The sequence below is a fragment of the Spiroplasma poulsonii genome (genome assembly GCF_009866525.1).
Lineage (GTDB): Bacteria > Bacillota_I > Bacilli_A > Mycoplasmatales > Mycoplasmataceae > Spiroplasma > Spiroplasma poulsonii.
Genome location: NZ_CM020866.1, coordinates 1105532 through 1127916, shown reverse-complemented (window position 1 = coordinate 1127916; position 22385 = coordinate 1105532). Strand labels below are relative to the sequence as shown.

At 26.0% G+C, this 22385-nt stretch carries 28 protein-coding genes; 17 read left to right on the top strand and 11 right to left on the bottom strand.

The window, feature by feature from the left end; genetic code table 4:
* Window positions 1-14: 14 nt before the first annotated feature.
* The 13 genes from MSROBK_RS06320 (at window position 15) to MSROBK_RS13670 (ending at window position 10076) form a co-directional block, all read left to right on the top strand.
* Complete coding sequence (locus tag MSROBK_RS06320) at window positions 15-1358, top strand: hypothetical protein (RefSeq protein ID WP_040093665.1); 1344 nt, start codon at window positions 15-17, stop codon at window positions 1356-1358.
* A 159-nt stretch (window positions 1359-1517) separates the two neighbouring features.
* A complete protein-coding gene (locus tag MSROBK_RS06315; RefSeq protein WP_227991145.1) occupies window positions 1518-2039 on the top strand; it encodes a hypothetical protein in 522 nt (173 codons plus the stop codon).
* Window positions 2040-2132: 93 nt separating this feature from the next.
* Window positions 2133-2585 carry a flavoprotein gene (locus MSROBK_RS11690; protein WP_227991143.1) on the top strand — a complete coding sequence of 151 codons (453 nt, stop codon included), beginning with the start codon at window positions 2133-2135 and terminating at the stop codon, window positions 2583-2585.
* A complete protein-coding gene (locus MSROBK_RS11685) occupies window positions 2554-3300 on the top strand; it encodes a phosphopantothenoylcysteine decarboxylase domain-containing protein (RefSeq protein WP_227991141.1) in 747 nt (248 codons plus the stop codon). Before MSROBK_RS11690 ends, MSROBK_RS11685 begins: the two co-directional genes overlap by 32 nt.
* 2 nt (window positions 3301-3302) lie before the next feature.
* The gene (locus MSROBK_RS06305; protein ID WP_040093664.1) at window positions 3303-4067 is read left to right on the top strand and encodes a type III pantothenate kinase; all 765 of its coding nucleotides are present in this window, start codon (window positions 3303-3305) and stop codon (window positions 4065-4067) included.
* A 630-nt stretch (window positions 4068-4697) separates the two neighbouring features.
* On the top strand, window positions 4698-5150 hold the full coding sequence (locus MSROBK_RS13685) for an IS5 family transposase (RefSeq protein ID WP_040093331.1): 453 nt from the start codon (window positions 4698-4700) through the stop codon (window positions 5148-5150).
* Entirely contained in the window at window positions 5135-5533 is a 399-nt protein-coding gene (locus tag MSROBK_RS13680) for a transposase family protein (protein ID WP_242441474.1), read from the top strand. Before MSROBK_RS13685 ends, MSROBK_RS13680 begins: the two co-directional genes overlap by 16 nt.
* A gap of 331 nt (window positions 5534-5864) precedes the next feature.
* Window positions 5865-6386 (top strand): hypothetical protein, encoded by a 522-nt coding sequence (locus MSROBK_RS06295; protein WP_040093663.1) that lies wholly within the window; start codon window positions 5865-5867, stop codon window positions 6384-6386.
* Window positions 6376-7266: a hypothetical protein gene (locus tag MSROBK_RS06290; RefSeq protein WP_040093662.1), complete on the top strand. Its 891-nt coding sequence runs from the start codon at window positions 6376-6378 to the stop codon at window positions 7264-7266. Before MSROBK_RS06295 ends, MSROBK_RS06290 begins: the two co-directional genes overlap by 11 nt.
* Window positions 7267-7410: 144 nt before the next feature.
* Window positions 7411-7998 carry a hypothetical protein gene (locus MSROBK_RS06285; RefSeq protein WP_040093661.1) on the top strand — a complete coding sequence of 196 codons (588 nt, stop codon included), beginning with the start codon at window positions 7411-7413 and terminating at the stop codon, window positions 7996-7998.
* A 2-nt stretch (window positions 7999-8000) separates the two neighbouring features.
* Window positions 8001-9221, top strand: coding sequence for a hypothetical protein (locus tag MSROBK_RS06280; RefSeq protein ID WP_040093660.1), 1221 nt, complete (start codon window positions 8001-8003; stop codon window positions 9219-9221).
* 19 nt (window positions 9222-9240) lie between these two features.
* Window positions 9241-9693 carry an IS5 family transposase gene (locus MSROBK_RS13675; protein WP_040093659.1) on the top strand — a complete coding sequence of 151 codons (453 nt, stop codon included), beginning with the start codon at window positions 9241-9243 and terminating at the stop codon, window positions 9691-9693.
* Window positions 9678-10076, top strand: a complete 399-nt coding sequence (locus MSROBK_RS13670) for a transposase (protein WP_416375046.1) — start codon at window positions 9678-9680, stop codon at window positions 10074-10076. Before MSROBK_RS13675 ends, MSROBK_RS13670 begins: the two co-directional genes overlap by 16 nt.
* A 489-nt stretch (window positions 10077-10565) precedes the next feature.
* Here the strand turns inward: MSROBK_RS13670 and MSROBK_RS06270 are convergent, their stop codons facing one another.
* On the bottom strand, window positions 10566-10964 hold the full coding sequence (locus tag MSROBK_RS06270) for a hypothetical protein (RefSeq protein WP_133165061.1): 399 nt from the start codon (window positions 10962-10964) through the stop codon (window positions 10566-10568).
* Between the two features lie 412 nt (window positions 10965-11376).
* On the opposite strand from MSROBK_RS06270, the gene MSROBK_RS06265 reads away from it, so the two are divergent.
* The 4 genes from MSROBK_RS06265 to MSROBK_RS13660 all read left to right on the top strand — a co-directional run bounded on the left by MSROBK_RS06265 (window position 11377) and on the right by MSROBK_RS13660 (window position 13267).
* A complete protein-coding gene (locus tag MSROBK_RS06265) occupies window positions 11377-11652 on the top strand; it encodes an IS3 family transposase (RefSeq protein WP_040093657.1) in 276 nt (91 codons plus the stop codon).
* Window positions 11653-11771: 119 nt separating this feature from the next.
* The gene (locus tag MSROBK_RS12150) at window positions 11772-12485 is read left to right on the top strand and encodes an IS3 family transposase (protein ID WP_206780850.1); all 714 of its coding nucleotides are present in this window, start codon (window positions 11772-11774) and stop codon (window positions 12483-12485) included.
* 3 nt (window positions 12486-12488) lie between these two features.
* Window positions 12489-12884, top strand: coding sequence for a transposase family protein (locus MSROBK_RS13665; protein WP_438944473.1), 396 nt, complete (start codon window positions 12489-12491; stop codon window positions 12882-12884).
* Window positions 12869-13267: a transposase family protein gene (locus MSROBK_RS13660; RefSeq protein ID WP_242441474.1), complete on the top strand. Its 399-nt coding sequence runs from the start codon at window positions 12869-12871 to the stop codon at window positions 13265-13267. The genes MSROBK_RS13665 and MSROBK_RS13660 overlap by 16 nt, the downstream gene beginning before the upstream one ends.
* Window positions 13268-13814: 547 nt before the next feature.
* On the opposite strand, the gene MSROBK_RS13655 is transcribed toward MSROBK_RS13660, so the two are convergent.
* The 10 genes from MSROBK_RS13655 to MSROBK_RS06220 all read right to left on the bottom strand — a co-directional run bounded on the left by MSROBK_RS13655 (window position 13815) and on the right by MSROBK_RS06220 (window position 22350).
* Window positions 13815-14213 (bottom strand): transposase family protein, encoded by a 399-nt coding sequence (locus MSROBK_RS13655; protein ID WP_242441474.1) that lies wholly within the window; start codon window positions 14211-14213, stop codon window positions 13815-13817.
* Window positions 14198-14650, bottom strand: coding sequence for an IS5 family transposase (locus tag MSROBK_RS13650; RefSeq protein ID WP_040092446.1), 453 nt, complete (start codon window positions 14648-14650; stop codon window positions 14198-14200). The genes MSROBK_RS13655 and MSROBK_RS13650 overlap by 16 nt, the downstream gene beginning before the upstream one ends.
* Before the next feature lie 468 nt (window positions 14651-15118).
* The gene (locus MSROBK_RS06245) at window positions 15119-15370 is read right to left on the bottom strand and encodes a hypothetical protein (RefSeq protein ID WP_040092696.1); all 252 of its coding nucleotides are present in this window, start codon (window positions 15368-15370) and stop codon (window positions 15119-15121) included.
* Window positions 15370-15519: a hypothetical protein gene (locus MSROBK_RS06240; protein ID WP_084218019.1), complete on the bottom strand. Its 150-nt coding sequence runs from the start codon at window positions 15517-15519 to the stop codon at window positions 15370-15372. The genes MSROBK_RS06245 and MSROBK_RS06240 overlap by 1 nt, the downstream gene beginning before the upstream one ends.
* Window positions 15520-15782: 263 nt before the next feature.
* Window positions 15783-15959: a hypothetical protein gene (locus tag MSROBK_RS11675; protein ID WP_227991139.1), complete on the bottom strand. Its 177-nt coding sequence runs from the start codon at window positions 15957-15959 to the stop codon at window positions 15783-15785.
* Between the two features lie 143 nt (window positions 15960-16102).
* Window positions 16103-16888, bottom strand: coding sequence for an SLC5/6 family protein (locus tag MSROBK_RS06235; protein ID WP_227991136.1), 786 nt, complete (start codon window positions 16886-16888; stop codon window positions 16103-16105).
* Window positions 16889-16936: 48 nt separating this feature from the next.
* A complete protein-coding gene (locus MSROBK_RS06230) occupies window positions 16937-18622 on the bottom strand; it encodes a hypothetical protein (RefSeq protein WP_040093656.1) in 1686 nt (561 codons plus the stop codon).
* Window positions 18623-18874: 252 nt separating this feature from the next.
* Window positions 18875-20437 carry a hypothetical protein gene (locus MSROBK_RS06225; protein WP_227991134.1) on the bottom strand — a complete coding sequence of 521 codons (1563 nt, stop codon included), beginning with the start codon at window positions 20435-20437 and terminating at the stop codon, window positions 18875-18877.
* 174 nt (window positions 20438-20611) lie between these two features.
* On the bottom strand, window positions 20612-21028 hold the full coding sequence (locus MSROBK_RS11670; RefSeq protein WP_227991132.1) for a hypothetical protein: 417 nt from the start codon (window positions 21026-21028) through the stop codon (window positions 20612-20614).
* 2 nt (window positions 21029-21030) lie between these two features.
* Window positions 21031-22350: a hypothetical protein gene (locus MSROBK_RS06220; protein WP_174842684.1), complete on the bottom strand. Its 1320-nt coding sequence runs from the start codon at window positions 22348-22350 to the stop codon at window positions 21031-21033.
* Window positions 22351-22385: the final 35 nt, after the last annotated feature.

Genomic DNA, 22385 nt, shown 5'->3' with positions numbered 1-22385 from the left:
TAGGGGCGAATTTAATGCAGAAAAAAGCAAAATTTTTAGAATTAAATAGTATTGTTAGCAAACAACTTAATTTAGCAAGTAATGTTCGTAAAATAATGCATGAAATCTTCACTACTTATAAAAAAAGTTTTCAAAAAATTGGTTATCAAACAATTGCCATTGGTGAATATGGCTTTAAAACTTTAACCAAATACGATAAACTTGAATTGGAATTGGCAGTTGTTAAATATGCTCCTAAAAGTAGTAATGGGTTACGAGAACGAATGTTTCAAGCTGTTCTTGGTGAAATGCGTAAAAATGTTAAAAAAGGAACAGTTATTAAAGATACTCAGAATGAAGGATATCTAGAATATCAAATAAATGATGAAATAAATCTGATTGTTCGTATTATTCCCTTTTGTTATAAAAAGAACGCCGAAGGAAAATTAACATATATTTTTTGACGAAATGGAATTGAAAAAAATGATAATGTAATTCAAGTAGTACAAGGTTTTAACAAAGCTAATAAAATTTCAAATAATTTATTACGAACACTAATGAAAATGGTTAAATATGCCCTTAAAACCGATTTTACTTATTATTATATTTTGTATACATTAACATTGCGGTGATTTTATGAGTATTTTGTCAAAAAATATGATCATTACTTGCAAAAAATTGATGCAAGTAAACGGATTGAAAAAGAGGACTTAATAAAATATCGGAATATTAATTTTCAAAAAATTTGATTTTTAAATAATATTGATGGTGAGGAATTAATTTTTTATATTTTAGAACGTTATTGAAAAACAGAAACTTATTATTTCCGTGAATTTGAATTTATTGAAGAAGAAATTTTTGAGTCAATTTCGCGGTATAGTTGATATACTAATAATTGTTTTTTGACACCATATGATTATTATGTTGATTTTAAAATTTATAACATTAAAGAATTTAATGATTTAAATTATGTTCAAGCAGAATTAAAGCACGCTGATTTTTCCCGAATTCAATATGATTATTGTCGCAATCATGATTTGGGAATTTATGTAACACCAGTTAAAATTAGTGGTGTGGTTGGATTCGTTGCTTATGCAATTAATTTTAAGAAAAAAGCGACAACATTGTTCAAAAAATTAGATCCAGCCAAACGAAAAGATGCGATGAGCGTTAATCAACGCGAAATTATGGAAGAGTTAAATTTAATTGCTCATAAGTGATTAACAACATATCGTAAAAAACTAACCTATATTAAAGTTTATTTTGATAAAAAATATCCAATTATTTCTTCATCAAACTATTATATGCGGTTACAAGCAATTATGACTTCGGTTGATAGTTTAAAAAATGATGATTATATTGCTGGAAATGATAATTAACCCGTGGTCTTTCTTTCATAACTAATCAGTTTTATGGATATTTTTTTATCAAAAAGTATTAAATATAAGGTATAATATATAAGTATAATAATTATACAACAGCCACTTAGAGATTGTTTCTTATAAGGATTAAAAAGTTATTTATACGGGGTGAAAAAAGTGTCAGTGTCGGTGTCAGTGTCAGTGTCAGTGTCAGTGTCAGTGTTAGGAAGCAATAATTGCAGTCACTTCTATGATAATGTAATCCGGGAGTTATCATTGATTGTAAATAATGAAAAAATTATTTCACATGATAATCCTGTTTTGGCATTAGAAATTAAACTATATTATATTATGAAAAGTGCAAAGTATAATGCGGCGCAAAAAGATCAAATATTAAAACAAATGATTCTTGAGCGAACAAAAACATTAGAATTTAAAGTTACTGAGTTAATTAAAGAATATGCTCAAGTTTATCAAAAAATTTATCAAAAACCATTAGATTTACAATATGCATATATTTCAATTTTGAAAAAAGCAAAATATTTTGTGCAAGAACGTTATGGTGAACGTTTATCCATTATTCGTAATTTTTATTGTCGATATTTAGAACAAGGGCAATGACTTGAATTGGTTGATGGAATTATTGCAGAGTCACAACGAAGAATGCAAGCTGCTTTTTTTACGAAAAAAGAGCAGTAAGATAGTAATAAGGAACATCGATATATTAATATTTTAATATATCGTTTTTTATTTGTATAATTAATAAGAAGATAAAGAAATAAGGTGGATTTGATGGCAAAGATTATATTAGTTATTACAGGTAGTGTTGCGGCTTATAAAGGTCTTGTTTTGTATGAAACATTAAAGCAAGACCATTATGTTGAATTAATTTTAACCGAAAGTGCTTTAAAGTTTTTAAAAACAATTCCTGCAGTAGCTAAAACAGAAATTTTTAAACAGCAATATTATGATAAAACAGATCCATCTGAACACATTACGATTGCCGCGGAAACTGATTTATTTATTGTCTATCCAGCCACTCAAAATTTTATTGCTCAAATAACGCATGGTTTTACCGATAGTTTGGGAAGTTTAGTTTATAGTGTTGTGCAAAGTCATAAGATGGTTTTTCCGGCAATGAATAGTGGAATGTATCTTTCACCAGCTAATTTACGCAACTTAGCGCAATTAGAAAGGGATGGGGTCCAGGTTTATGAACCCACGGTCAGGAATGTTAGCATGTAATACGACCGGAATTGGGCGGGCTTGAGAATGAGAAGATGTTTTAACTGAAATTAACCAATTTTTAGATTGAAAAAAACTATGGCAAAATAAAAAGGTAATGCTTAATTTTGGCCGCACAAAAACATTTCTTGATGATATTCGTTATCTTACCAATAATTCCAGTGGTAAAATGGGTGATACTTTACATACTGTCTTAACTTGGACAAAATGTGACTTAACAACAATTGTTGGTGAATGTGATGTGCCAATTTATTATAATCATCAAAAGGTAAATACCAATCAAGAGATGTTAACAGCAATGTTAGCGCAGTATTCGCAACAAGATGTTGTTATTGCCTGTGCCGCTTTAAATGATTATCAAGTTTCTGAACCTGTTCTTGGAAAAATTAGTAAGCAAAAACATCCCAACCTTGATGTAACATTAACTTCAAACATTGATGTTTTATCTGAGTTAGGAAAACGCAAACAAAATCAAATTTTAGTTGGGTTTAGTGTCCAAAATGATTTTAATTTAGCTTATGGTCAACAGAAACTAATTGAAAAAAATTTAGATTTAATTGTTATTAATCAAATTAGTGCAATGGGATCTAATCAAAATGAAGTTATTTTGTTGACCAAGAAGATGCAACGTCAAATCCCTAATCAAAGTAAAATAATTGTTGCTCAAGCAATTGTAACAGCAATTAGTGAAATTATAGAAGAGAGAGATAAATAACAATGAAATTATTAGTAGATATTGGTAATACAGCAATGAAATTTGCAATTCTTAATTCATCCCAAGAAATTACATCTTTTTTAACGATTTCTAGTCGCGAATTAATCGCAGAAAAGAATTTTCGTCAAAAAATTATAACAGCCTTAGATAAAATAAAATTAACTTTAACAGATTTAACGTTACTATGCTTATCATCAGTTCGTCCAATGTGAGATGATTTATTTTACCAATTAGCCCTTGATTTACAAATTCCGTTTTATCAAGTTAAAAAAAATTTAGCAATTGAACGATTAGCAATTGATATTCCTAATCCACGAAATCTTGGGGCTGATTTGATTGTTGGTTCATATGCAACATTGGATTTATATCCAAACGAAGATGTTATTTTAGTTAATATGGGAACAGCCACTACAATTTCATTACTAAAACAAGGGACCTTATTAGGAACAATTATTATGCCGGGGTTAGAAGCTGCTGCTGAAGCACTGTTTAATCGAGCACAGTTACTACAGACATTTGATTATTCTTATGAAGATGCAATTTTAGGAAAAAATACTAAACAAGCAATCAACATCGGATTAGTAAACGGCCATTTATTAACAATAACAGCTTTTGTTGAAAAACTTACAACTCAAGCAACCACACCAAAAGTAATGCTAACAGGTGGGAATGCAAGTTATATTACAACATTAGTGCCATATCAATATGATAAGAATCTTCTTTTTAAAGGACTTGTGGCCATTTTACAAGATAATAAATTAATATAAAAAAATAGGACATTTGTCCTATTTTTTTAATTTTTGAGATATTTTAATACTTTAAAGTCCATTTAGGTATTTATACATTTTTTGTTCGTTCCTTTATTTTAAATAAAATAAAGACTACCTAACATGTCCAATTTTTTATTTGATTTACTTATTTGTCTACTTAAGACAAATTAATAATAGCATAGATTTCAAAAATTACAACAATTTTAAATAAAATTTCTTGCTTTTTTTGCGTACTTTTCTGCTATTTTTTCAAAAAAAAATTAATTGAAGAAAAATGAACAGCCTATAAGAAACTTCAATTAATTTTTATAAATGTATGAAAAACAAACTTTTAAGATTATTTTATATTTAAATATTGCCACAAAATACAAATTTTAGCACAAAAGGAAAGGCTAGAATAATTTAAGAAAGATATAAATGTAACAATATTTATTTTTCATACATAAATGTCTTAAACTATATTTCTTTAATAATCAATTACTTTTGTCAAAAAATGTTCTAAAAAGGGTTAAAACTGATCTTAATCAACTGTTGGGAATAATCTAAAAAATGATATAATAGACTTCTTGCGATACCCTTTTTTATTAAAATATTATTATAAAATATAATTTATGAGGACATAAAAATATGAACAATAATAAATTTAATACTCTTAATGATAGAGAATGGTTAAGATTAACAGGAATAAAAAAATCCACTTTTAATAAAATGTTAGATATTTTAAAAGTTGCTGAAATAGAAAAATTTAAAAAAGGTGGTAAAACTAATAAATTATCATTAGAAAATAGATTATTGATGACTTTATTATATTGACGAGAATATCAGACTTATTTTCGTCTTGGTAAAAGTTTTGATATTAGTGAGGCTAATTGTTATCGTAATATTAAGTGAATTGAAGATATTTTAATTAAAAACTCTGATTTTCAACAACTTGCTGGTAAAAAAGCACTAATAAATGATTATTTTAATGATAAAACTATTATTATTGATGCTACCGAAACTCCAATCCAACGCCCAAAAAAAGACAAAAACAATCTTATTCTGGTAAAAAGAAAAAACACACGATCAAAACACAAGTAATTATCGAACAAGAAACCAAAAAAATTATTGCAACAAGTTTTTCGCTCGGAAAAAAACATGATTATGCTTTATTTAAAGAATCAAAAATCCCAATTTTAAAAAATACCAAATTAATAGTTGATAGTGGTTATCAAGGAATACAAAAAAATCACAATAATGTTCTAATACCTACAAAGAAAACAAAGAAAAACCCTTTAAACAAAGAACAAAAGCAATATAATAGACTAGTTTCAAAAATGAGAATTATTATTGAAAATATTTTTGCTATTCTTAAAAAATTTAAAATTATTACAGAAAAATATCGTAATCGAAGAAAAAGATTTGGTTTAAGATTTAATTTAATTGCCTCAATTTATAATTTACAATTATTATATTTAACATAAAATATTTATTTAAAATTAAATAATTTAAATAATAAATTAATTTTTCGTTGTGGAAAAATATTAAATTTTTAAATAAAAAACATAATTAATTAAAATTATATTTTTCTATTAGTATCTTTTTTACAAATATTTGCAATTTTTTAACAAGTAATGCAAGAAGTCTATTATTAAAGTTTTATGCACAAACGTAGCAAATAAAATTACAAGTCCAATTAAAATTACAAAAGATAATTTTGTAACTGAATTAAAACGTTTACAAGCATTTGTTTTAGAAAATGATATTCATTTAGAAGATTGTATTATTTTTATTGATCCTGAAGTCGTAAGTGCAATGATTAATGCTAAAATTCAATATTCAAAAGCAACAATTGAAGGAACTTCGGCAACAATTACTTCCGCATTAGGATTTAATTTTGTTGAGGCTCCAATTAAACAGTATGGTCATTTAATGGTACCAATTGCACCACAAGCAATGGCATGAGTTCTTGCTGTTGATGTGCCACTACAAGCGGGACAGTATACTCAAGGAAGATATTTGGGTCAGTTATTTATTGCCAATAATGAATTTTATCATGGTGAAGTTGTTCAAAATAAATTTTGATTTTCATATCCAGACCCTGATTATGTGCCACCATCATCAACAAGAGTAACAAGAAGTATTGAAAATGTTGAACAATTAGAAAATGTAAAAAGATTAGCCTTAGATTTAGTTCTTGAAGCTTATGATGGTGTCCCTTACACTAAAGAACGTAGTGAATATGTTAAAAAAATTAATGATGCAAATAAATTAGATGATGTATATAAAACTAAAGAAGAAGCATTTAAGTTTTTAGACACTAAAAATGCCTCGTAAGATTTTAGATCAAAACTTAATAACGTATAAAAAACGGATTGTTTATCAAACGCCTCAAAAAGCAAAATCATTTTGAGAACTATTATTAGCGATGATTGGTCTACAAGTATTAGCAACAGTTTTAGGGTTTTTAACTGCTGGAATTGGGGCAGGAATAATTGAGGGTTTAGGTGCATCTCAGTTGTTTATTACAACAGGAAAAGTTTTTATTAGTGGAGTTACGAATTTTTTAGTAATGGAAACAAATGATGTTATCAATAACAATGTGAGTTTAAAAAATACGTTATTAAATTTGGCTTTTTCATTTAATGATTTTGGTAAATTAGGACGAGGTTTAAAAGCTCAAAAAATTATTAAAATTGCTAATGAACAAGGAATTTTCAAGCAATTGGGGATTAGTGCTAAAGTTAAAAACTTTATGCAAATTAGAAATAAAGTTGCTTTATCCGAAATTATTACTAAAAATAAAGTTGTAATTCGTTTTAATAAAACTGTAACAGATGAACAATTACTGCAAACAATCGCTAGCATTGCTGATGCTGAATTACGAAAACAGTTAAAAAATCTTTCTGCTGATTCAATTCGCGATTTATTGGCACTTCAAAAAACGATTTATAAATTAAATCCTAGCTTAATTCCAAAATATACTAATTTAGATCTTAAAAAATATGATAGTTATTTACAAAAGTCGGCAGGTATTTCATTAAAAGATTTTGTTAGAATGAATGATTATGATTCGATTGCAATCATTACCGACTTAGCTACTAAAACAAAAATTGGAAATACTACCTTGATGAAAATTAATCAATATCGATTAGAAAATCAATTTTGAAATCAGCTTTATAAAAGATTTATTAAAGTTAAGGGAAAAGTTAATTAATCAATTAAAAAAACAAATCCATTTTATTGAATTGAAAAAGCTTTAAATACTGTTTTTGAACCAATTAAGAAAAAAATAACCCAATTATCTGAAAAAGTTTCACAGACCATTACAAAAAGTTTTAAAGTTGATCCAAAAAAATTATTGTATCAATCATTAATTCCATGTCAGTCTGATTCATTTTTATTAGGTTTTAAGTTTGAACCTTTAGGAATTAGTGGAGAAGGAATTATTGAAATTCATAAAAAAGATTATATTTCTAAAAAAATAGGCATTGTTTCAAAATATCATCCAATTAGAGCTTACACAACTTTACTTGAAGTTGAACAATTCGCTGTTTCACAAAATCAAAACACTTTTTATCGTGAAAATTGACAATTAGGATTTGGTTATTCACAAAATGAGTTTCAATTATTATCTTTTTTAAGTCCAAAAATTGCTTCAATTTTTCAACAAAATATTAATTTTTTCAATTCAATTAAATCGTTGTATCATGTTGCAAAAAATTTTAATGTTAACAACTGAGGTGAAAATCAAGTTAATAAAATGTATAAAAAAATTTTTAATACTAATTTTAATTTTTTATTAGGAGCAATCCCCGGTTTAAAATTTTTTACACAAGTAATTAAGAATTTAATTATTAATCATCAATATAAAAATGGTCAAGTTGTTAAAATCTTATCATCAAAAGTGGGTTCACATCTAAATCGACAATATATTAGGAGGATATAATTATGGAACTTAATCAATTGTGAGAAATAACTTCATATAATGATTATTTTAATAATTGGAGAAGTACGGTAGGTCAATTTTCTAAATTAACGTCATATCAAAAATCTTTAGGATATGCGACTCCAGAGGAATTTTTTAACGCGCAAATGATTACCGCACAACAAATGGCCAATGAGAAAATTGGTAACATGATTGATAATCCTAATTGATTTAATTCACGTGATTTACCAGCAATTACACAGGAAAATTTAAAACGTTTTACTTACCGGGCAATGGATTATTTACGCGTTAACGATTATGTTGTTGTCGAAGATGAACGTGTTAATATATCAATTAGCAATGGTAGTCGAACTGATTCAACAGTTAAAACTCCTAAATTAACAATTGATGGTTTATTGGGTGATTTTGCATGAAGAGCTTGACGAGCAACCGGTCTAGAGAATCTATATTCAACTTATTTAGCAAAAAAGAATGAGACACCATTATTAGACCCGAAACAGTTTTATGACAAACAAGAAATTGATGCTTTCTTATTGGAAATAGATAATACAATTCAAGAAGAACATAGTTTTGCTGAAATTGAAACAACAAAAAACCGTGATTTAATTGTTAAAATAGAAACTGAATTAACATCCGAAATTAACCAAAAGCAAAATATTGCTGATCAAATTTTATATCAGCAAGCAACTGATGATGAAGGTCAACCAGTTGGACCTATTGAAAAACTAGGTCAATTTGATGAAATTTTAGAAATTAGTCGTTATCCAGCAAATGCCGTTGTCACAACTCCCGAAGGTAAAAAACGTGCAATTTTAAATCACAACATTTTGGGTGAAATTAAAGATGCTATGGTTGTTCAGTCAACTTCTGATAGTGATTTAGTAAATGCAATTGGACGTGTTTGAGGATATGGTGTTGAAAATGATGTAATGCAAGCAAAAACTGATATTGCCAAAAATACAACTGATATTACAAATAACAAAAGTAATATTGGTGATATTACTCAATTAACGACAGATCAAAAAGATAATTTAACAAATGCTATTAATTCGACAAATGATAAATTTGATTTACTAAAGAATAATCTTTATAAAGATGTTACTGATTTTTTTAAGACAAAAGGTAGTTTATTAGATATAAATAAAAAGTATTTAATTGTTGCTTTTGGAATAATAGACTTCTTGCGATACCCTTTTTTATTAAAATATTATTATAAAATATAATTTATGAGGACATAAAAATATGAACAATAATAAATTTAATACTCTTAATGATAGAGAATGGTTAAGATTAACAGGAATAAAAAAATTCACTTTTAATAAAATGTTAGATATTTTAAAAGTTGCTGAAATAGAAAAATTTAAAAAAGGTGGTAAAACTAATAAATTATCATTAGAAAATAGATTATTGATGACTTTATTATATTGACAAGAATATCAGACTTATTTTCATCTTGGTAAAAGTTTTGATATTAGTGAGGCTAATTGTTATCGTAATATTAAGTGAATTGAAGATATTTTAATTAAAAACTCTGATTTTCAACAACTTGCTGGTAAAAAAGCACTAATAAATGATTATTTTAATGATAAAACTATTATTATTGATGCTACCGAAACTCCAATCCAACGCCCAAAAAAAGACAAAAACAATCTTATTCTGGTAAAAAGAAAAAACACACGATCAAAACACAAGTAATTATCGAACAAGAAACCAAAAAAATTATTGCAACAAGTTTTTCGCTCGGAAAAAAATATGATTATGCTTTATTTAAAGAATCAAAAATCCCAATTTTAAAAAATACCAAATTAATAGTTGATAGTGGTTATCAAGGAATACAAAAAAATCACAATAATGTTCTAATACCTACAAAGAAAACAAAGAAAAACCCTTTAAACAAAGAACAAAAGCAATATAATAGACTAGTTTCAAAAATGAGAATTATTATTGAAAATATTTTTGCTATTCTTAAAAAATTTAAAATTATTACAGAAAAATATCGTAATCGAAGAAAAAGATTTGGTTTAAGATTTAATTTAATTGCATCAATTTATAATTTACAATTATTATATTTAACATAAAATATTTATTTAAAATTAAATAATTTAAATAATAAATTAATTTTTCGTTGTGGAAAAATATTAAATTTTTAAATAAAAAACATAATTAATTAAAATTATATTTTTCTATTAGTATCTTTTTTACAAATATTTGCAATTTTTTAACAAGTAATGCAAGAAGTCTATTTTATAAAAATCTTAAAAAAGTTTTTAACTTAACGATGTTATAATTAAGTTGAGAGTTTTAACCACTCCCTAATGGTTCCAAAAAAAATAGTTAGGCGGTGGTTTAATGGAATTATTACAAATTATTTGTAATGTTCTCAAAATAATCACGCTACTATTGCAAATTATTTACATAATTAAAAAATTATCCAAATAGGATAATTTAACACAATAGGAGAGTGGTTAACTCTCAATTTTTTATTGTTCCAAATTAATATTAACATATTTTATAAAAAAAGCAAACAAACTTATTTTAATAGGTATTCATTTATAATTTCTTTTTCATTATTCTTTGTTGTTTCAAATTTCGTAGGTATGCTGTGATGGATAAGCACCAATATTGTTAATTTGGTTTTCAATTCAAATAGCTAATGTTTGAATAGGAGTAATTCAGTGAATTTTACCGCCCACAACAAGTCACTCGCATAAGTTAATTAGTTTAGTTCTAAAACGCTCTGGGGACTTGCGGGTGCGTTCAAATTCAACATAAATTTCACTATCATCATTTTTGGTGATGATAAGGTCGGAGTAAGTATTTAAATTGCCGTTTTTCATTTTTAACTCCCGCTCCGTTTGATAGTTCTCAATATCAGTTTGACTACAAAGTCATTTGATCAACATATCTTGACAGGGCAGGGTTTTTTCTTTTTTGGGTTCACTTTTTTCTTTTAAGGGCACGGGCAAAAAGAAAAAAGGAACTAGGTGGGTTTTTATTGGTTATGTTAATTGCAATTAACATAACCAATAAAAACCCACCACTGCGGAACACAAACATTAAGCCGAAACCCCGCACTATCAACAACGTTGGGAGTGCGGGGTTTCGGGTGCTTGGCGTGCCAAAATTCTTGTCGTTCTGCATCATATTTAACTTTAATATTACAATGTTTTTTATATAAATTATATATATTAATTATATATTAAATTAATATATTTAGTGATTTTATTCAAAAATTACTACTAAATTTGTTTAGAAAATAGATAAAATTTAATAAATTTTTGTTTTGGTATAGTAATGGTATTGGATGGGTTAAGATAAATTGGACAACAATAATGTGGAGTAAGGATTATAATTAAATTAATAAATGGAGGTGTAATTATGGCAAAGAATCATTATACCGATGAATTTAAACAACAAATTGTTAGTCTTTATAAAACAGGTAAAACAGCAAAACAATTGTCCAGTGACTATCAGGTCGGTAAATCAACAGTTTGAAAATGAATTCATGAATTCAATAATTCTGGTTCATTTAAAGCAAAAGATAATCGAAGCCCAGAAGAAAATGAACTAATTCATCTAAGAAAAGAAATTAAACAATTACGAATGGAAAATGATATTTTAAAGCAAGCCACACTGATAATGGGCAAAAAATAGTAATTATTAAAAACAACAAAGAAAAATATGCAATTACTAATTTATGCAAAACACTAAAAGTTCCTAGATCAACGTTTTATTATCAATTGAAATAAAATAATCCTAAATCAAACCATACTATTGATAATGCTGTTATCAGTATTTTCTTAAAAAGTCGTAAAAATTATGGCACAAGAAAAATTAAAGTTATGTTAGCACAACAAAATATTTTATTATCACGAATAAAAATTAGTAAAATAATGCAAAGATATAACTTAATTTCCAATTATACAAAACTTAAATATAAACATCAAAGTAACAAAAACGCTACATACAAATATCATAATTTGTTAAATCAAGAATTTAATAATTATAAACTACATGAAGTTGTTGTCAGTGATTTAACACAAGTTGCTATCAATAGCAAATGATATTATGTGTGCTTTCTAATTGATTTATTTAATCGTGAAGTTATTGGTTATGATGTTAGTTCCGATAAAGATGCCAAATTAGTTGAAAATACTTTTAAAAAGCTTAGTTTTTCTTTAGATAATATTAAAATATTTCATACTGATCAAGGCAGCGAATTTAATAACAATATCATTTACAATCTTTTAGCCAAAAACAATGTTGCAAAATCTTATAGTAAACCAGGCTGTCCTTATGATAATGCTGTTTCTGAATCAACCTATAAAATTTTAAAAACAGAATTAATTAAAAACAGAAAATTTAAAAATATTGAACAATTTAAATTAGAATTATTTGACTATGTTAATTGATACAATAATGTACGAATTCACAGCAAATTAAATTATTTAACACCAATTGAATATAAAAATCTTTACTCTACATAAAATTTGTCCAAAAAACCCTTGCCATTCCAGTTAGATATTTTAAAAGTTGCTGAAATAGAAAAATTTAAAAAAGGTGGTAAAACTAATAAATTATCATTAGAAAATAGATTATTGATGACTTTATTATATTGACGAGAATATCAGACTTATTTTCATCTTGGTAAAAGTTTTGATATTAGTGAGGCTAATTGTTATCGTAATATTAAGTGAATTGAAGATATTTTAATTAAAAACTCTGATTTTCAACAACTTGCTGGTAAAAAAGCACTAATAAATGATTATTTTAATGATAAAACTATTATTATTGATGCTACCGAAACTCCAATCCAACGCCCAAAAAAAGACAAAAACAATCTTATTCTGGTAAAAAGAAAAAACACACGATCAAAACACAAGTAATTATCGAACAAGAAACCAAAAAAATTATTGCAACAAGTTTTTCGCTCGGAAAAAAACATGATTATGCTTTATTTAAAGAATCAAAAATCCCAATTTTAAAAAATACCAAATTAATAGTTGATAGTGGTTATCAAGGAATACAAAAAAATCACAATAATGTTCTAATACCTACAAAGAAAACAAAGAAAAATCCTTTAAACAAAGAACAAAAGCAATATAATAGACTAGTTTCAAAAATGAGAATTATTATTGAAAATATTTTTGCTATTCTTAAAAAATTTAAAATTATTACAGAAAAATATCGTAATCGAAGAAAAAGATTTGGTTTAAGATTTAATTTAATTGCCTCAATTTATAATTTACAATTATTATATTTAACATAAAATATTTATTTAAAATTAAATAATTTAAATAATAAATTAATTTTTCGTTGTGGAAAAATATTAAATTTTTAAATAAAAAACATAATTAATTAAAATTATATTTTTCTATTAGTATCTTTTTTACAAATATTTGCAATTTTTTAACAAGTAATGCAATAAGTCTACTGATTCAATAATATGTGCTATTTCGATTGTGTTTGAACTCATCTTAATTGTAGTGTATGCCGTTGATAAGGTCAAAGTTAAAACACCAGATAGTGCTGTTATTTTTGGCTTTTTAGGAATTGTTTCAGTTATTGTAACATTATATTTTTTTAGACAACTGTGAACAAAATATTTAAAAATGATTTTAATTAATAAGATTTTAACTTACATTAATGCAATAGACTTCTTGCATTACTTGTTAAAAAATTGCAAATATTTGTAAAAAAGATACTAATAGAAAAATATAATTTTAATTAATTATGTTTTTTATTTAAAAATTTAATATTTTTCCACAACGAAAAATTAATTTATTATTTAAATTATTTAATTTTAAATAAATATTTTATGTTAAATATAATAATTGTAAATTATAAATTGAGGCAATTAAATTAAATCTTAAACCAAATCTTTTTCTTCGATTACGATATTTTTCTGTAATAATTTTAAATTTTTTAAGAATAGCAAAAATATTTTCAATAATAATTCTCATTTTTGAAACTAGTCTATTATATTGCTTTTGTTCTTTGTTTAAAGGGTTTTTCTTTGTTTTCTTTGTAGGTATTAGAACATTATTGTGATTTTTTTGTATTCCTTGATAACCACTATCAACTATTAATTTGGTATTTTTTAAAATTGGGATTTTTGATTCTTTAAATAAAGCATAATCATGTTTTTTTCCGAGCGAAAAACTTGTTGCAATAATTTTTTTGGTTTCTTGTTCGATAATTACTTGTGTTTTGATCGTGTGTTTTTTCTTTTTACCAGAATAAGATTGTTTTTGTCTTTTTTTGGGCGTTGGATTGGAGTTTCGGTAGCATCAATAATAATAGTTTTATCATTAAAATAATCATTTATTAGTGCTTTTTTACCAGCAAGTTGTTGAAAATCAGAGTTTTTAATTAAAATATCTTCAATTCACTTAATATTACGATAACAATTAGCCTCACTAATATCAAAACTTTTACCAAGATGAAAATAAGTCTGATATTCTCGTCAATATAATAAAGTCATCAATAATCTATTTTCTAATGATAATTTATTAGTTTTACCACCTTTTTTAAATTTTTCTATTTCAGCAACTTTTAAAATATCTAACATTTTATTAAAAGTGGATTTTTTTATTCCTGTTAATCTTAACCATTCTCTATCATTAAGAGTATTAAATTTATTATTGTTCATATTTTTATGTCCTCATAAATTATATTTTATAATAATATTTTAATAAAAAAGGGTATCGCAAGAAGTCTAATGTTAAAATATATAAAAAATAAGTAAGACACACTGAAAAATACTATTTAATTTTTAATAATAGTTATTAAAATATAAAATTAATCATTTATAATTAAATTGATATTTTTACACTATACACTGTTTACAAATAAATCCTACTAAAAAATATTTTTCATAATAGACTCAATATTATGAATAATAAACAATATAAATTTATCCACCATAGAAAATATAGTTAAAATTATATGTATAATAAGAATTTTTATAATTCCAACATTAACAATAATAATAAAATTTATTAAAAAATAAATTTGTAAACAGTGTATAGTGTAAAAATAAACAATAAAATTATTTAATAAAATCACATATAAAAACTAGTGTGCCACAGCCAAGATATATGATCAATTATAATAAATATTAAAATCCTTTAACCATAACACGGAAAAAGTTTAAAATCTTAATAATTACAAAAATACCAAATGGAATTAAAATAATTCATGCATCACCTAAAAAGGTCATTAATTGTGGTAATACAGCATAAATTGCTTCTTTAACTTTCATCATTGCTTGCCCTAAACCACTTCAAATAGAACCCATTCCATCTGAAATAGTAGGTTTATCACCAACTGCTAAAAAATTAATTGCTGTTGTTAAATACATACCTAACATTATTTCTTATCCTCCTTATTTTCAATTTCTTTTTTATCTTTTTTCTTTCCTCGAATTTGGCGAATTTTTTGATAAATTGATAAACCAATTCAAGCAAAAATAACTAATATAATAACAACACTAAAAATTGTCGTTAATCAAACTGGCATAACTTATTCCTCCTAAAAATCTAATTTTCGCGGCACGCTTCGCGTGTTCGCTATGCTCAAAATAAACTATATTGAATAAATTACCGCTAATAAATTACGCGGATAATTTATTCATCTTCTTTTACATTATTAGTTACTATTTTATTAACAGTATTAATAACATTATCTTTTCCATACTTAGTTACTAAGGCCCGCAAAATAAAATAATGTTTTCTTTCCATTAAAAAATCAACTCCTTTCTGAGTTGATTTTTTGCACTTCACTTACACGATGCCTTCAATTGCATCAACAATAACTTCAACATTTCCCACCGTAGTACTTAACCCGGCAATAAATAATGCTAAAAAGAATAAAATTCCTAAAAAATTCCCAACACCAACAATGGTATTTTGATTAATAATATGAAAGGTTTCTGGTAAGACATTAAAGACAAAGACCATTGAATCATTTTCAAATTTATTTGTAATTTGTTCTTGAAATAATAAAATATTATTTTTATCTGAAACTAAATTATTAACGATTGCACCAGAAGCACCAAAAATAAAGATTAAGTTAGTAATTGATAAAAATAAAATTCCAATTACTAATAAATAAGCTTTTGAAGTATTATCTTGGTTTTGTGGACCAACACCCCAGCAAACCGCATCATAATTCCCATTCCTAATGATGTTGTAAAAAATGCTAACGAGAAAACACTACTTCAAGTTTGGCTTTGCTTTAATTTCTCTAGGTTTTCAACTAAAAACAATGTCGCTAACCCTTGACTACTACCAGGCACCGTTAAAATATAGATTGCTAAAATTAAAATAATTAAAAATAATAAGGGCATAAAAAACTTATTAAGTTTTTCAATTCCTTTAATACCAAATAATAGTACTAATCCAACTAATAACACAACAAAAAGAAACGCTAAAAAAACAATCCACTGAAAACCACCGTTATTAGTGATCCCAAAGCCACCATGTTGTAAAATCTGACTATTAAAAATATTACAATTAACATTACTAATTAACGCAGGACTAAATTCAATCCCAATGGAAATAACGGTGTAACCAACTAATACAGCATAATAAATTGGAATAATGATCATTAAAGTTGCTTGAAATCAACCAACAAATTTACTAAAGCAAACACTTTCTTTTTCAAAAATATTAATAACACTTTTACGACGAAGATTCCCTAAATTAAATTCAAAAATTAATAATGGGACTCCGACAATTAACATTGCAAAAATATAAATTAAGAAAAAATAAAATCCTCCATTTTTATTAATATATCCCGGTAACCCTCAAATTGCCCCTAAACCAATTGCTGCACCTAACGATGAAACAATAAACCCAAATTTTGTCATCTGTTTCTTATTACTCATTTTAATCTCCATTCTTCTTTAAATTAAAAAATGCAATCATTGCATTTTTTAATCATCTGTTTTTTTACGAGTTGCTTTTCTTCGAGCAGTACTTCAAATAATAGCAATAATAATGCTGACACAAAAGACCCCAAAGATAACAATCAAAGCAATTTTCATAGCACTAGCTTTTGTATTATTAATAATATTATCATAACCAAAAACATTGCCACTATATTCCCCTTTAATTCCTAATTCATTTAAAATATTACTAAATTTCTTTGCGGCATTTGTTGGATCCGAAGTTACCATTCCATAATAAACATCAACCGCATGCCCCATTTCATGGTCTAATGCAGTAAAGATGTTTGGTGAACTTCATCACCCCATTTGGTATTCTTGACTAATACCACTTTTTAAATAATTGTTAAACCCTTTTGCCGAAAAAACAATAAAAGCAATAGAACTTGATCAAATTTGATCCGTACCTGGAATTCTATAAAAATCATATCGTGTAAAAGCCTCGGTTTGACCTGCTTGGTTAACTAATGGGGTATCTGGTGAAAATAAAAAACCAGCTAAGAAATATTTAAAATTATCACCAGTCATAGTATAAGTAATATTAAATAAATTTAAAATTTGTTTCTCAAAACTATTAACAGTACTATCTTCTCAACCATAATAATTTCGCATTGCATCAACACTATCTTTTAAGAAAATGGTACTACCGGTTTGATAATTAATGGTTTCATATTTTGTCAATTTTTTTAAATCACTATCTAATTTATCAAATGATGAATAGTGACTCTGCGTGGCTTGCTGAACAAAATCTTGATATTTCTTTAATGATACTGCAGAAGCTTTCGTATATGAATCATTCATCATATTTGCTAAGCCAGCAGATAAATTATTACCATTAAAATTAATGATATTATCTTGTAAGACATCACCATTAAATCTCATAACATCATTAGTGACATCTTTCGTAGCATTTGTTTGTCACATTATTAAGCTTGTTTTAAGAGCATTATAAGTATAACTATTATTTCAAAGATTAACATATTTATTTGGAATTTCTTGTTGTAACCCAAATCTTGTCCCAAAAAGTGATTGATATTGTAAATCAACTACATCACTTGGTTTCATTGTTAACGTTGTGTCATAAACTGCTGGTTTTGTTACTGTAATTGAAGTGGTTGAATTAGAAAAATACTTATCAATGTACTGTAAACTATTTTGTAACGTATCAGGTCTTGCTCCAAAATTATTACTTTGTAAGTATGGATAAATATCTATGAAAAAATTATTTAAAATTTCCCAGCTTTTATTTTTCATTTCATCAGGGGTTGTAATCCATTTTGAATAAGTTTCCGCAAAAAATTCTTTTCAACTACCCATTCCATAAATGCTAATATTAACAATTGATGCCATTAATGCTGTTTCAAACACATTCGCATTTTGCATTGTAACATTACTTGTACTTCGGGCTGTTGAATAAATTATGGCTTTATTGTTAACAATATTTTGTTCTAATGTTTTAACAGTTCTATTAGTACTAATATTTGAAGATTTAGAAATAAAATAACGTAATAAATAACCAGAATAAACAAAATCATCAATATTGTTTGAACTAGATCCTGATGATGATCCCTTATAGGGTACTGGTTGAATAATAAAATTAGTAGCGGGAATCAATGTTGTTGTAGCAGAACTAAACACTAATAAACTATTTAGTATTGTCTGAAATTTTCGCATAATTTTTTCTCCTTTTGATATTAATTGGCCTCAAATGTTATGTCAGTTTAAATAAGATACTTATTTATTTTATCAAAAAAAATAAAAAATAACTAATTTTCAATAAAATAAAAAAATATCATCCCTCAAACAAATTATTAAACATTTTATAATTAATGAAGAAAAGACTAACCCTTTTGAATACCAATTAATATATTTCACATGGCTAGTCTTTATTTTAATTTATTAAAACAACAAAAATCACTTAAAAACTTAATTTCATTGTTCATATTCATAAATCTTGGTAATAACACTATCAACATCATTATCATAAAAGACAAAAGGAACAACTGATTTTGATTGAGTTGTATAACTATATAAATAAACTGATTTTTCAAGTTTATTAACCGCTGAACTAAGTTTTGCCGCCGTTTTAATGGCTGCTAATGCGACATCTTGTGAAGAAAAATAAATAAATTTCCCCGCTTGATTTGGATCAGTAATTCGATATACAACATAACGTCCATCAGAAATTATTAAATCTCATGATCTTTTCATTTTTAAGTTTCATGTTTTAATTTCATTTTTATGAACAAACTTTGATGTTAACTGAATTTTATTAGTTAACTGTTGGATTACCTCCCTGGCACTACTTGTTGTTACTTCTTTATTACCAAAAACATCATACGCTAAATATTGTTTCCGTAATGTTCGGTCCTTATTAATTAATTCTTTTTCCTTTGCTTCTTGTAATGTTGCTGCTAACATTCGCCCATCACGATCAGAAACATCAGGATCAGGAGAATACGAATACATTAACTTTGTCTGAAAGCTTCCTTCTAAATATAAGAATTTATCTAATTGTTCTGCTGTTGCTAAAAAATCTGGTCGTAATTGATAATAATACTGACCATCATGAACAACCGGCTTTGCTAATAACTTTTCTTTAACAGGAATTCAATTTAAATAACTTTGAATTAAGGATTGGCTATATCCTTTGTTATAATTAACATCATAAGCTTTATCCTTATAAATAAATCCTTTCCCATTAGTACTCTCAAAAGTAGGATTTGTAAGATAATTACCTTTTTTAATATCTTGATATGTTACTTGACGGTTATTATTTGAACAAAAATTAGTTAAAACACTATTAAAATAACGGTCATATCAAGTATCATAAAAGTGGGTTTTTTCTTCAGTCGTAATATTCCCATTCGAAAAAACTCCTTTTTTCTCTGCGGTAGCATCTAAAAACTGATCATCATTCTGCTTCGGATTAGCATATAACTTAATTTTCCCCACCGATTGGTCAACGACACTATAACTATTAATATCAGGTGCTTTTGTCTTTCCAAAACCATAACTTCATTTTGGAACTAAATTAATTTGCATCTTAACACGTTGATTTTTATAAATTCCAGTAAACTGACGGGTTCAATATTTATGTCCTAAGCCAACACTTCCTTGTTTTCTTGGTACTCAATATCCTGTATTCTTAAATCAATTAATAAGATCTTGACCACTTTTTTTCACGCCAACATCTGTGAATTCCAAAATTGGACTAGTTCCAGCGTAATAATCTTCTCCTGTTAAATATCTACCATTTAAATCAGAATATTGTACTGTTATTCGATTAGTGCCTGTTGCAGCAATTGCTAACCGATATCTCGTTTCGGTTTTAGCAACATCATTATAATAATCACCATTAAAATCTTTGCGTAGATCTTTTTTTAATAAATCATAAATTAATTTAATATTTCCTTGTTCAACAATTGGTTTTACTAATGGTTTTCCTAGCAATGATTGGTTAATATTAGCATAATAACCCTCTTCCATTAAGGAAACCAAGGCATTAATATCTTGATTATTAAAAGCATTATAATATTGATTATTATAAATATAATATAATTATTTATTAATTTTCATTTTATATTTTTCATTAATCTTTGCTTCTTCTGGTGTATCAAACCAATAAAAACCATCATAACTGTATTGTGGTTTTACTAACCCTTAGTTTGCATAAGTATTTAACGCATCTTGTCGACTATATGCCACATTCCCAAAAGCATCACGATACAATTGTTGAAAATTATTTAAATCAGCATCATAAATTTTCTTATCATCTAATGTCATATGTTCATAATTTTTAATAATTTTATTTGGATTAGAAGCAGTTAACATGGTAGTTACCTTATTATTTTTTAATAAATATTCATTTAATGCTTCATCAGATTGAAAGGTTTGACCATCATATTCACTATAATTAACTTGACCACCATAAACACGATTAGCTAAAATATTTTCTCGAAGAACTTCGCGACTAATCGCATAATGATTTGTTGGTGCAACTGCCGTATAATAAATACTAGAAGTTACTGTTGGAGTAATAGTAAAAATTGATGTTACTAGCACTAATAACTTTAACATTTTTAATTCACAACCTTTCTATCATCTTTTTTCCCTTGCACTCGAATAATATTGACATTAATTCAAGCAATAAAATCATTTTCATTAAAAAAGGCATGTTCACCAAACTGAAAACTATTCATTGTTGCATCAAAGTTTAAGATTTGATAATTAATATGATTTCATAGATAATTTCACGTTTGTTGGTGCGACATAAAGTATTTGTGATCACCATAATATTCTAAGATATAAAGTTCAAACTTAATTCCTAAATAATCTGATAATGTATCATAATGTGATGTTGTAATTAAATCACTATTAATAACTTGTTTATTATCAATAATTTCATTGTTATTAATAAAATTAATAATTTCAGTTTTACTATTAGCAAAAAACTCTTTTCCCGTTCTTGTTTGATAACGATATAAAACATCAAAGTTAGCTAACGCAACATTCTCAGCTAAACTAGCTAATGCTTCATCCTTACTTGAAAAATAGTTTCCAAAACCATCTAAATAAAAACTTTGTTGTCTTGGTTTAAAATAAGTTGTAAAAATTTGATTAATAAACTGATCTTTTTCCTCGTTTAAGGTTGAATCATAATCAACCTGATTAATACAATTAGTATCATCAGCTGTTGTCCCACAAATATTTGCATTACTAATTGTTTCGGGTAATCAGTATGGTACATCTTTTGCCATAATACTAATCATTAATTTTCTATTTGGAACATAACGCTCTGGATGTAAATAAATTTGTCGAATTAAATCTGCTTTTACAGCATCTTTTGATAAATAATATTGATCATTAAATTCATATAACTTTTGGCCTTTAGCATCTTTGCCATCTGGTAACATATAATTTAATGCTGAAGTTGCTAATGGTGTTACCCTTGTTTTGGACTGAGAAGATGTTAATTCAATATCAAAAATTGGTAATTTAAATGTTGGTGTCACATAATATATTGAATTATTATGATCAATTTTATATTCCATTGTCTTTAAAGAAATAAAACTAAAAGTTTTGCTTAACTCTCATATTCCACTAAAAATATTAGCAATTGGGAGAACTTTACCAACAAGTTTTAACTTACTTAAAATTTTACCAGCTGAACTACCAATTGCGCTCTTTAAGTTCCGACTTAAATTATTTCGCCCAGTTTGAATTTGTTTATCACTAGTATTATTATTTTTATAGAGACTTTGATAACCATTAGCAATCTTGTTTACCCCTTCAACAACGCTCATTACATTATAAATTGAAGATTGAATCTTTTGTGCAATATTTCACATTTTACGATTATTACCACCATCTTCAAAGAAAGCACCTCGGTTTAAAAACATATTATAAATATCATTAGACTTCTTGCGATACCCTT